11 protein-coding genes and 2 tRNA genes are annotated in these 11599 nt (G+C 67.6%); 1 reads left to right on the plus strand and 12 read right to left on the minus strand.

What is annotated here, in order from left to right; genetic code table 11:
• Window positions 1-26 precede the first annotated feature (26 nt).
• From rlmD to surE, 5 genes are read right to left on the minus strand one after another with little or no spacing between them, the layout of a single operon-like run.
• Window positions 27-1460, minus strand: coding sequence for a 23S rRNA (uracil(1939)-C(5))-methyltransferase RlmD (gene rlmD, locus QTI68_RS22065; RefSeq protein WP_286524497.1), 1434 nt, complete (start codon window positions 1458-1460; stop codon window positions 27-29).
• 43 nt (window positions 1461-1503) lie between these two features.
• Window positions 1504-2490, minus strand: a complete 987-nt coding sequence (locus QTI68_RS22070) for a sigma-70 family RNA polymerase sigma factor (protein ID WP_286524499.1) — start codon at window positions 2488-2490, stop codon at window positions 1504-1506.
• 4 nt (window positions 2491-2494) lie between these two features.
• Window positions 2495-3433: a peptidoglycan DD-metalloendopeptidase family protein gene (locus QTI68_RS22075; RefSeq protein ID WP_286524501.1), complete on the minus strand. Its 939-nt coding sequence runs from the start codon at window positions 3431-3433 to the stop codon at window positions 2495-2497.
• Window positions 3434-3447: 14 nt separating this feature from the next.
• Window positions 3448-4221: a protein-L-isoaspartate(D-aspartate) O-methyltransferase gene (locus QTI68_RS22080; protein WP_503011724.1), complete on the minus strand. Its 774-nt coding sequence runs from the start codon at window positions 4219-4221 to the stop codon at window positions 3448-3450.
• Between the two features lie 2 nt (window positions 4222-4223).
• On the minus strand, window positions 4224-4997 hold the full coding sequence (gene surE, locus QTI68_RS22085) for a 5'/3'-nucleotidase SurE (protein WP_286524506.1): 774 nt from the start codon (window positions 4995-4997) through the stop codon (window positions 4224-4226).
• A 130-nt stretch (window positions 4998-5127) separates the two neighbouring features.
• Here surE and QTI68_RS22090 point away from each other — a divergent pair, with 130 nt between their 5' ends.
• Window positions 5128-6114, plus strand: a complete 987-nt coding sequence (locus tag QTI68_RS22090; RefSeq protein ID WP_286524508.1) for an NADPH:quinone oxidoreductase family protein — start codon at window positions 5128-5130, stop codon at window positions 6112-6114.
• Between the two features lie 193 nt (window positions 6115-6307).
• Here the strand turns inward: QTI68_RS22090 and QTI68_RS22095 are convergent, their stop codons facing one another.
• The 7 genes from QTI68_RS22095 to QTI68_RS22125 form a co-directional block, all read right to left on the minus strand.
• A complete protein-coding gene (locus QTI68_RS22095; protein WP_286507414.1) occupies window positions 6308-6646 on the minus strand; it encodes an H-NS histone family protein in 339 nt (112 codons plus the stop codon).
• Window positions 6647-6864: 218 nt separating this feature from the next.
• Window positions 6865-6940 (minus strand) — tRNA-His (locus QTI68_RS22100).
• 31 nt (window positions 6941-6971) lie between these two features.
• A complete protein-coding gene (locus QTI68_RS22105) occupies window positions 6972-8885 on the minus strand; it encodes a SurA N-terminal domain-containing protein (RefSeq protein WP_286524511.1) in 1914 nt (637 codons plus the stop codon).
• Window positions 8886-8959: 74 nt separating this feature from the next.
• Window positions 8960-9035: transfer RNA gene (locus QTI68_RS22110), tRNA-Val, on the minus strand.
• 18 nt (window positions 9036-9053) lie between these two features.
• Window positions 9054-9326, minus strand: coding sequence for an HU family DNA-binding protein (locus QTI68_RS22115; RefSeq protein WP_007830705.1), 273 nt, complete (start codon window positions 9324-9326; stop codon window positions 9054-9056).
• 223 nt (window positions 9327-9549) lie between these two features.
• On the minus strand, window positions 9550-10635 hold the full coding sequence (locus QTI68_RS22120; protein ID WP_286524514.1) for a tartrate dehydrogenase: 1086 nt from the start codon (window positions 10633-10635) through the stop codon (window positions 9550-9552).
• Window positions 10632-11528 carry an alpha/beta fold hydrolase gene (locus tag QTI68_RS22125; RefSeq protein ID WP_286524517.1) on the minus strand — a complete coding sequence of 299 codons (897 nt, stop codon included), beginning with the start codon at window positions 11526-11528 and terminating at the stop codon, window positions 10632-10634. The genes QTI68_RS22120 and QTI68_RS22125 overlap by 4 nt, the downstream gene beginning before the upstream one ends.
• Window positions 11529-11599: the final 71 nt, after the last annotated feature.

Here is an 11599-nt window from a genome sequence, read left to right on the forward strand (position 1 = left end):
CAAAAGGGCCCCGAGGGGCCCTTTTTTCATGCCCGCTCGAAGACCGCGATGGACTCGACGTGCGCCGTGTGCGGGAACATGTTCACCACGCCCGCATGGGTGCAGCGGTAGCCCGCCTGGTGCACCAGCAGGCCGGCATCGCGCGCCAGCGTCGAGGGGTTGCAACTGACATAGACGATGCGCTTCGGCGGCGCCCAGCCGCCGTCGTGCGGCTCGACCTGCTGGTGCAAGTCGGCGAGCGCCTTGGCCAGCGCGAAGGCGCCTTCGCGCGGCGGATCGACCAGCCATTTGTCGGCGGCGCCGTCGGCCACCAGCATCGCCGGCGTCATTTCGAACAGGTTGCGGGCGACGAAGGTCGTCGGCGACAGCGCGCGGCGGCCGGGCACCGCGGCGCGGTTGCGCTCGTAATTGGCGCCGGCGCGCCCCACCAGCGTGTCGCTGCCCTCGATGCCGAGCACCTCGCGGGCCCGGCTGGCGAGCGGCAGCGTGAAGTTGCCGAGGCCGCAGAACCAGTCGATCACGCGTTCGTCGGGCCGGACGTCGAGCAGGCGCAGCGCGCGCCCGACCAGCACCCGGTTGATGTGCGGATTGACCTGGGTGAAATCGGTCGGCCTGAAAGGCATCGTGACGCCGAACTCGGGCAGCGTGTAGGCCAGCGCCGGTCCGCCTTCTTCGAGCAGCTTGACGGTCTCGGGCCCCTTCGACTGCAGCCACCACTGCACGCCCTCGTTGCCCGCGGCGAAGTCCTTGAGGCGCGCCACATCGGCCTCGGACAGCGGCTCCAGGTGCCGCAGCACCAGGGCGATCACGCCGAGGCCGGTCCCGCCCGGCGAATCGCCGCAGGCCAGCTCGATCTGCGGACAGGTCTCGCGCGCATCCATCGAGCCGATCAGCGCACGCAGCGGCATCAGCATGGCGCTGACCTGCGCCGGCAGCACGGGACACACCTGCATGTCGGCCAGGTAGCGGCTCTTGCGCTCGTGAAAGCCGATCAGCACCGTGCCCTTCTTGACCACGTGGCGCACCGACAGCCGGGCCCGGTAGCGGTAATGCCAGGCCGGCCCTTCGAGCGGCCGCAGCACGTTTTCGGGCCGCACCTTGCCGAGATGCCAGAGGTTGTCCTCGAGCGAACGCTGCTTCACGGCGACCTGCGCGGCCGCATCGAGGTGCTGCATCTTGCAGCCGCCGCAGGCGCCCGGGTGCAGGCCGAAATGCGGGCAGCCGGGGCGCACGCGCTGGGAGGACTCCTTGCGGATCGCGGTGACCGTGCCCTGGGCCCAATTGTTCTTCTTGCGGTGCACGTTGAGGCGCACCTCCTCGAACGGCAAGGCGCCCTCGATGAAGACCACCATGCCGTCGGCCTTGTGCGCCACGCCCTGGGCGTCGAGGTCGAGCGACTCGACCCGCAGCCATTCATCGTGCGCAGCAGGCGCTTCCTTTTTATCTGTTGCTTCCGTCATCCCCGGATTGTCTCAGGGCGGCGGCGGACCTCCGGCCCCGCCCCTACAGAAGGGCATCGCGCTGCACGCCGGCGCGCGCCAGCTGACGGCGCATCTTGGCCAGCGCCTCGTTCTGGATCTGCCGCACGCGTTCGCGCGTGAGGCCCAGCCGCAGGCTGAGCACCTCGAGCGTCTCGGGATCGCGGTCATGCAGTCCGAAGCGGCCTTCGAGCACTTCGCGCTCGCGCTCGCTCAACGCCAGGATCCAGCGATCCAGCAGCTGCTCGACCTCGTGCGTCTGCGTCACGCCCGTGGGGTCGCCGCCCTCGTCGTCCGACGCCACGGTATCGGCCAGCGTGAAGCTGTCGTCGCCGCGCTCGCTGCCGGCATCGAGCGAACGCGGCGCCTCCGCCAGCGCCAGCAGGTCGGCGACGTCCTGGACTTCGCGCCCCAGCAGTGCGGCCAGGTCTTCGACCCGCACGCCATCGGGCCGGCGGGACAGGAACTCGGCATCGCCCTCGAGCGTGCGGCGCGCCCGCATGACCTGGTGCAGTTCGCGCACCACGTGCACCGGCAGGCGGATGGCTCGGGCCTGCATCATGGCGGCACGCTCGATCGATTGCCGGATCCACCAGGTCGCGTAGGTGGAAAACCGGAAGCCTCGCTCGGGCTCGAACTTGTTGATCGCGTGCATCAGCCCGAGGTTGCCCTCCTCGATCAGGTCGGCCATCGGCACGCCGCGGCCCAGGTAGCCCTTGGCGATGTTGACCACCAGGCGCAGGTTGTGCTCGATCATCGACTGCCGCGCCGCGAAGTCGCCGCTGCGCGCGGCGCAGGCGGTGCGATATTCTTCGTCGGGCGTGAACAGCTCGGTGCGGCGGATCTCGCGCAGGTAGAGCGTCAGCGAGTCGCTGGCGCCCAGTTCGGCGGGCAGCGCCTCGCCGACCCTGTCGTCCGGGTCGGATCCGGCGATCCGCGCCAGGGGAAGAACGCCGCCTTTGCCCGCCGCTCGCCGCACGTCCGCGGTGCGATGAGGGCGAGTGGCGGCCATGGCATCAGCGCACCGGCAGATAGCGGGCCGGATCGACCGGCTTGCCCTGGCGGCGGATCTCGAAGTGCAGCTTCACGCGATCGGCATCGCTGTTGCCCATCTCGGCAATCTTCTGGCCCTTCTGCACCGACTGGTCTTCCTTCACGAGCAGGGTGCGGTTGTGCGCATACGCCGTGAGGTAGGTGTTGTTGTGCTTGAGGATGATCAGGTTGCCGTAGCCGCGCAAGCCCGCGCCGGCGTAGACGACGCGGCCGTCCGCCGCGGCCAGCACCGAGTCGCCCGCCTTGCCGCTGATGTCGAGGCCCTTGTTCTTGGCTTCGTCGAAGCCGGCGATCAGGGAGCCCTGCGCCGGCCAGATCCAGCCCACGTCCTCGTCGCCCGACGCCGCTGCCGGCGGCGTCGGCGATGCCGTGACGGGCGCTGGCGGCTTGGTGGCAGCGCCGGCGGCCGGGGCGGGTGTCGTGGCACCGGGCGGCGGCGTCGACGCCGCCACCGCGGCCGCGGCCGACGTGGCCGGGGCGACGATCGGCTGCGTCACCGGCCGCGTGGTGGCATCGGTGGCCGACGCCCCGGTCGGCGGGATCACGCGCAGCACCTGGCCGACTTCGATCAGGTCCGGATTGTCGAGGTTGTTCCAGCGCGCGATGTTCTGCCAGGTCTGACCGGTCTCGATGCCGATGCGGCGAATGGTGTCACCCGGGCGCACTGCGTAGTAGCCGGGCTTGCCGTAGTTCTCGATGCCCTGCAGCGGCTTGCCGGAGGCATCGGTGGTGATCGGGGGCCCGCCCGGCACGCCCGAGCCGGGGGCGGCGCCCGGCGCCTGCGACATGGTGCCGCGGTCTTCGACCGGCACCGGACCGCGCGGTGCGCCACACCCCGCAATCACGAGCGCACCCACCAGCGTCACGCCGGCGAGCCAGCTCCGATTGCCAATACCCTGCATTGTGTTATTTCCCTTCAAGCAATTCCCGATTTTAGGGGGACAAAGTGGACCGCCTCAAGAATGCGGCGCTCGAGGCCACGTGCGGTTTTATCGATGACGACCAGCGCCTGGCCGCCGCTCGCGGAGTGGGTCGGCGCGACGATCCGGCCGCCGACCGCCAGCTGCGCGACCCAGGCCTCGGGCACCGCCTCGCCGCCCGCTGCAGCGATGATGCCCGCATAGGGCGCGCCCTTCGCGTAGCCCACCATGCCATCGCCCAGCATCAAGTGGACCGTCGCCAGACGGAACGGACGCAGGTTGACCCGCGCCTTCTCGTGCAGGCCGCGCAGCCGCTCGATGCTGTAGACCTCGGCCGCGACGTGGCTCAGCACCGCCGCCTGGTAGCCGCAGCCGGTGCCGATCTCGAGCACGCGTCCGAGGCGCTCGCCGGGCTTGTGGGCCAGCGCCGGGGCGCCCAGCAGCAGCTCGATCATTCGCGCCACCACGTTCGGCTTCGAGATCGTCTGCCCCAGCCCGATCGGCAGGCTGGTGTCCTCGTAGGCCTGGTTGACCAGCGCACTGTCGACGAACTGGTGGCGCTCGACGGTACCCATCGCGCGCAGCACGCGGGCGTCGGCGATGCCCTGGGCCGCGAGCCGCTGGACCATCCGCGCGCGCACCGCATCGGACGCCATCGAAGGCGTGGTCGGAACGAGCGGCTTGACCGGCACCGACGGCATTCGTCCGCGCGTTGCCGCAGAGGCCGCAGGCGTCAGGCGTACCGGAAAACCTGGCCGTTGACTTGCCAAGGTCAGCCTCCCGCCGCGCTGCGCGCGACACGCGCCATGGTGTCGTTCCAGTCCCCGAGATTCGCGTGGTCGGTGAGGTCGATCTGCAGCGGCGTCAGGGCCACGTGGCCGGCCGCGGTGGCGTGGAAATCGGTGCCTTCGCCGCTGTCCTTGGCACCGCCGGCGCCCGCGATCCAGTACATGGTCTCGCCGCGCGGGCTGTCCTGCGTGATGACCTTCTCGGCCGCATGGCGGCGGCCCAGCCGGCAGACCTTGACCGGCTTCAATTCATCGAAGGGCAGGTTCGGCACGTTGACGTTGAGCAGGAACGGATTGCCGCCGATCAGCTTCTCGCGCTCGATCTGCCGCACCAGCCGGCGTGCCACCTGCGCCGCGGCATCGACGTGCGCCCAGCCCTTCTCGATCTGCGAGAAGGCGATCGCCGGAATGCCGAAGAGATAAGCCTCCATGGCGGCCCCGACGGTGCCCGAATAGATGGTGTCGTCGCCCATGTTGGCGCCGTTGTTGATGCCGGACACCACCAGATCGGGCCGGTAGTCGAGCAGCCCCTTGAGTGCGATGTGCACGCAATCGGCGGGCGTGCCGGTCACGTAGCGAAAGCCGTTGTGCGCCTTGTGCACGTACAGCGGCGCCGCCAATGTCAGTGCATTCGACTTGGCGCTGTTGTTGTGCTCGGGGGCCACGACCTCGACCTCGGCGATGTCCTTCAGCGCGTCGTGCAGGGCGACGAGGCCGGGCGCCTGGAAACCGTCGTCGTTCGAAATAAGTATCTTCATGGCGTCAGTCTGTGGCGGCGATTGTAGGCGGGGGGTGGGGTCACGGCTGGGACATGCGGCGACCGGGACAGCCGCCTATCATGGCCCGGATTTTCCATTGCCCCAAGACTCAATCACAGGAGAGACGAGCATGCACGCATGGCTCTGCGAGAACCCCGTCGGCGTCGAGGCGCTGACCTGGAAAGAACTGCCCACGCCCAACCCGGGCCCGGGACAGGTGCTGATCGAAATCAAGGCCGCGAGCCTCAATTTCCCGGACCTGCTCATCGTGCAGAACAAGTACCAGATGAAGCCGCCCCTGCCCTTCGTCCCCGGATCCGAATATGCCGGCGTGATCGCCGCGGTCGGCGAAGGCGTGACGCACCTGAAGGTCGGACAGAACGTCGCCTGCCTGTCCGGCACCGGCGGTTTCGCCACCCACACGCTGGCCCCCGCGGCGCTGTGCATGCCATTGCCGGAAGGCTTCGGTCATGTCGACGCCGCGGCGTTCATCATGATCTACGCGACTTCATGGCATGCATTGATGGATCGCGCCCAATTGAAGGCCGGCGAAACCGTATTGGTGCTGGGAGCCGCCGGCGGCGTCGGCACCGCAGCCATACAAATTGCAAAGGCCGCCGGCGCCCGCGTCATTGCAGCCGCATCGACCGACGAGAAATGCGAGCTTTGCAAGTCGATTGGCGCCGATGCCACGATCAACTACACCACGCATGCGCTGCCCAATGGCTTCCGCGATGCCGTCAAGGCAGCGACGGACGGCAAGGGCCCGGATGTGATTTACGACCCGGTCGGCGGTGAATTCGCCGAGCCCGCATTCCGCTCCATCGGCTGGCGCGGCCGCTATCTGGTCGTCGGTTTCGCGGCCGGCCCGATTCCTTCGCTGCCGCTGAATTTGACGCTGCTCAAGGGCGCCTCGCTGGTCGGCGTGTTCTGGGGTGATTTCGCCCGCCGCGAGCCCAAGGCCAATGCACAGATGATGGCCGAATTGGCCCAGTGGTACGGCCAGGGCAAGATCAAGCCGGTGATCGACCAGACCATGCCGATGTCCGAACTCAAGGCGGCCTATGCGCACATGGGTTCACGGGGCGTCAAGGGCAAGCTGGTCATGGTGAATTGAACTCGCCCCCAGGTTGCCCGGCACTTCGTGTCCGGGCGCCCACCCCCTGCCGGGGGCAACACCAGCGGCCCGGCGGAGCCGGTTCCGCGGTGTTTCACCAACGGGCCAGGCCAAGGCCGGCCTCTGGAAGCAAAAAAGCCCCGCGATGCGGGGCTTTCTGTTGAGGCTGGAGGTCTGGCGAGGAGCGCCGGGGTTATTTGATCTCGAAATCCGACAGCGACTTGCCGGCGGTCAGGGCTTCGGTGATCCAGCGCGGCTTGCGGCCACGGCCGCCGGACCAGGTCTCGCCGGTCGGGCTGCGGTATTTGGCGGCGCTCTTGGGCGCCGCCGTGGCGGCACTGCGCTTGCCGGCGCGCGCGCCGAGCTTGAGATCGCTGGCGGTCAGGCCGTATTCAGCGATCTTCTTGCGCAGCTCTTCGATAACGCCAGCCCGCTCCTGATTCCGCAGATCTTCGGCTTGCTTGCGCAATTGCGCGATCTGCTCGTCGTGCTTCTTGATCTGGGAATTGATGTCGGCAAGGGTTGAAGCCATCTGTGCTTATCCTCTAATTGGAAAGCCAAAATTTTAATTCAGATTCCAATTGCCGCAAGCCGGGCTGCAGAAAAAACACCCCCGTCCCGACTACGGGTTTGTGTCAATGGCAGGCACGTTTGGGGCTTGATTGGGGCGCCAATCTCCCGCGGCGGGTCGTCGGGCGGGCGCACAAAGCAAAACAGGCACCGAAGTGCCTGTTTGCTGACGAATGTCTTTGGGGTGGCTGATGGGACTCGAACCCACGACGACCAGAATCACAATCTGGGACTCTACCAGCTGAGCTACAGCCACCGCTAAGCTATCAATTGTAGCGTGAAAAAAGCTAGCGTCCGGCGGCCACGGTCGAATCTGCAGGCTTCGGCACCAGAATCTCGGCCTTGAAGCGGTTCTTGAGCAGGTTGTAGTAGGCGGCAGTCTCGGCCCCGCCCACCGCCTGGGCGTATTGTTCGGTCTCCTGTTTGGCCATCTCGGGCGCCGGCGGCGTGCGCGGCACGTTCTTGATCACCCGCACCACGGCATAGCCCTGGGCACCCAGATCGGCGCCGACCAGTGCCGGCAGCTTGCCGGTGTCGGCCCGCAGCGCGACCTCGATCACCGGAAGCGGCTGCGATTGGGGGTCGAGCCGCGACACCGTGACCGGAGCGCCGAAGCTGGCGCCGGCCGGATCGGTCTTCCAGGCCGCCAGTTTCGCCTCGCCCTCGGCCCGCGCCAGTGCCGCCGCACGCTCGGCGATCAACTGGGTGCGCACCTTGTCCTTGACTTCGTCGAGCGGCAATGCGCGCGCCGGTTCGTACTGCACCACGCGGCCCGAGGCCAGCTGATTGGCACCGATCTCGATCGCCTCCGTGTTGTGCTTGCGCTCCAGCGTGTCGGGCGCAAACAGCGCATTCAGGAAGTTGCGGCTAGCCAGCGCGCCGGTGGCGGCCGGCAGGGGCGTGCGGGCGACGTTGCTCGCGGTCTGGATCGTCAGCTTGAGCTTGTCGGCCGCCGGCTGCAGGCTGTCGGGCTGCTGGTAGACGATGTCGGTGAAGGCCTCGGCGGCCTTGGCGAACTCCGCCGTCGCCTGCTGGCTGCGCACTTCGTTCTCGATGGTCGCGCGCACCTTGTCGAACGGCGGCACCACGGCCGGCTTGATGTCGTTGACCAGGATGATGTGATAGCCGAATTCGGTCTCCACCACGTTGCTGATCTCGCCCTTCTTGAGCGCGAACAGCGCGTCCTCGAAGGGCTTGACCATCGCGCCGCGGGTCACGACGTCGAGGTCGCCGCCCTTCTCCGCCGAACCCGGGTCCTGCGAATTCTTGCGCGCCACTTCGGCGAAGGTGTTGGGCGCCTTGCGCAGATCGGCCAGCAGCTGTTCGGCCTTCTTGCGGGCCTGCTCGCGCTCGGCGGCTGGCGCGCCCTGCGGCACCGCGATCAGGATGTGGCTCGCGCGCCGCTCTTCCTTGGAGCCGAAGCGGGCGGCGTTCTGGTCGTAGTAGCTGCGCAGGTCGGCCTCGCTCACGGCGATGTTCTTCTTCGCGGCTTCGAGATCGAGCACCAGGTACTCGACCTTCGCGCGTTCGGGCTGCTGGAACTGCGCCGTGTGGGCCTTGTAGAAGGCCTCGAGATCGGCGTCGCTGACGCTGACCTTGGACGCGAAGTCGGCCGGCTTGAAGAGCGCGACCTGGATCTCGCGGCGGTCGTAGAAGGCGTTGAGTGTGACCGCGGCCTGGGCCGGCGTGGCAAAGGCCGTGCCCGAAACGCCCAGCGACACCTGCTGCGTCGCCAGGTCGGCGCGCACCGAGGCTTCGTACTGCTCGGGCGTGCGGCCGGTCGCCCGCATGAAGGTCTCGCGATCGAACTTGCCGTCGGCGGTGCGGAAGCTCGCCAGGCCCGGATCGGCCGCGAACAGCCGCGCCAGCCGCTCCTCGGACACCGACATGTTCGACTTCGACGCCGCCGCCGCGAGCACCCGCTCGCGCACCATGCGCTCCAACGTGGCGTAGCGCGACGCATCCGAGTCGAGCATCGCCGGGTCGATGGTGGGTGCCTGCTGGCGAATCCGGTCGACCTCGTTGCGATGCTGGGCATCCCACTCGGGCCGCGTGATGTCGGTGCCGGCCACGCGTGCGACCTTTTCGCCCTGGCCGCCGCCTTGGTAGCGATCGACGCCGAACAGCACGAACGAGGGAATGATCAGCAAGAACAAGAACACCATGATGATCTTGTTGTACTTGCGGAAGGAATCAAACATGCTTGAGCACTCTCTAGGACGAATATTGACGCAGCAAGAAAAAAGGCGAACGATCCGTTCGCCTTTGCATCGGGTGGTGGGTGCTGAGGGGCTCGAACCCCCGACCTACGCCGTGTAAGAGCGCCGCTCTACCAACTGAGCTAAGCACCCCACCTTCAATCGATGGTCTCAGTTCAGCGCGTCTTTGAGCGCCTTGCCGGGACGGAACTTGGGAATCTTGGCGGCCTTGATTTTAATCGCGTCGCCGGTGCGCGGATTCCGGCCGGTCCGGGCGGCGCGCTTGCCGACTGCAAAAGTGCCAAAACCGACGAGCGAGACGGAGCCGCCCTTCTTGAGCGTGGTACGAATGGCGCCGATCGTGGATTCGAGTGCCCGCGTGGCAGCGGCCTTGGAGATGTCGGCGTTCTTTGCGATGTGCTCAATCAGTTCGGTTTTGTTCACAAGGGCCCCTTGCAGAAAATTGTTGATCAGGGTCGTCAGAAGCGGCGCCAGCCCCGTGGCGACGCCACGGGGGTGGGTACAGCAGGTGGGTGGCAGCTCTGACGCGCCGGCAGCGCGCTGCCGACAAGGATTACAACCACTGGTCTCGGGGGTGTCAATACGACGCTGCCCCGTGAAACGCAGCGAGGACCGCAATTTTAGTGGCGTTTTGGCGAACCGATTTTCAAAGCGCCTCGGCGATGGCCTGACCCAGATCGGCGGTTCCCGCCGTTCCGCCGATGTCCGGTGTGCGCGGGGCGCCGCTGCCGGGCGCGAGCACCTTCTCGATCGCGGCCAGGATGGCATCGTGCGCCGCCTTGTGGCCCAGGAACTCCAGCATCATGGCGCCGCACCAGATCTGGCCGATCGGATTGGCGATGCCCCGCCCGGCGATGTCGGGCGCCGACCCGTGCACCGGCTCGAACAGCGATGGCGTGGTGCGTTCGGGGTTCAGGTTGGCGCTGGGCGCGATGCCGATGGTGCCGGTGCAGGCCGGGCCGAGGTCGGAGAGGATGTCGCCGAACAGGTTGCTCGCCACCACCACATCGAAGAAATCGGGCCGCTGCACGAAGTGCGCGGTCAGGATGTCGATGTGGAACTTGTCGAGCGCGACGCCCGGATAGTGCTTCGCCATCGCCGCCACGCGCTCGTCCCAGTAGGGCATGGTGATCGAGATGCCATTGGACTTGGTCGCGCTCGTGAGGTGCTTCTTCGGCCGCGACGCAGCCAGCTCGAAGGCGAACTTCAGCACCCGGTCGACGCCGACCCGCGACATCACGGTTTCCTGGATCACGATCTCGCGCGCCGTGCCTTCGAACATGCGCCCGCCGATGCTCGAGTATTCGCCCTCGGTGTTCTCGCGCACGATGTACATGTCGATCTCGCCGGGTTCGCGCGGCGTGCCGTCGCGCCGCACCACCGGCGCCACGATGCCGGGCATCAGGCGGGCCGGCCGCAGGTTGATGTACTGGTCGAACTCGCGCCGGAACAGCAGCAGGGAGCCCCAGAGCGACACATGGTCGGCAATCTTCTCGGGCCAGCCGACGGCACCGAAGTAGATCGCGTCATGGCCGCCGATCTGGTCCTTCCAGTCGTCGGGAAGCATCTTGCCGTGCTTCTCGAAGTAGTCCCAGCTCGAGAAATCGAAATGGTCGAACTTGAGGTCGATGCCGAACTTGCGGCTGGCGGCATCGAGCACGCGCAGGCCCTCGGGCATGGTCTCCTTGCCGATGCCGTCGCCGGCGATGACTGCGATGCGTTGGGTGCTCATGTCTCGATCCTTGGGTTCGCGTTGAAGAAAGCAAGCGCCTCGGCCAGCAACTCGGCCGGCGCTTCCTCGGGAATGTAGTGGCCGCAGGGCAGCGCGCCGCCGGCGACGTCGTCGGCCCGCTCGCGCCACAGCGACAGCACGTCGAACGAGCGCCCGACGGCACCGTGCGCGCCCCACAGCACGCGCAGCGGCTGGCCCAGCCGGCGGCCGGCGGCGATGTCGGCACGGTCGTGGTCGAGGTCGATGCCGGCCGACGCGCGGTAGTCCTCGCAGATCGCCTGCGCGCTGCCGGGGATCGCGGCGCAGCGTTCGTATTCGACCAGCGCCTCGGGCGTGAAAGGCGCCAGTCCCGCGTGGCGTCCACCCATCACGCTGCGGATGTAGCGAACCGGATCGCTGTCGATCAGCGCTTCCGGCAGCGGCGGCGGCTGGATCAGGAAGAACCAGTGCCAGTAGGCCCGGGCGAAGGCCTCCGAGGTGTTCTGGTACATCGCGAGCGTCGGCGCGATGTCGAGCAGCATCAGCCGCTCGACCGCTTGCGGGTGATCGGCCGCCAGCCGGTGGGCGACACGCGCGCCGCGGTCGTGCGCCAGCACGCCGAAGCGTTCGAAGCCATGCGCGCGCATGGCGTGCAGCGCATCGAGCGCCATCTCGCGCTTGCTGTAGTGCCAATGGGCTTCGTCGGCGGGCGGCCGGCCCGAGTCGCCGTAGCCGCGCAGGTCGACCAGGACGACCGTGAACTGCTCGGCCAGGCGAGGTGCCACCCGATGCCAGTTGGCGTGCGTCTGCGGATGGCCGTGGAGCAGCAGCAGGGGCGCGCCGCGGCCACCGATGCGGCCATGCACCTTCACGCCATTGCGCGTCAGGTCGAAGGAGGTGAAGGCATCGAACATGGGTCGATTGTGCGTTGCGCGATGCGTGGCATCAAGCAACAATGGGCCAATTGATAATTTCCGAAACGGCA

The organism is Variovorax sp. J31P207 (genome assembly GCF_030316965.1).
GTDB lineage: Bacteria > Pseudomonadota > Gammaproteobacteria > Burkholderiales > Burkholderiaceae_C > Variovorax > Variovorax ginsengisoli_B.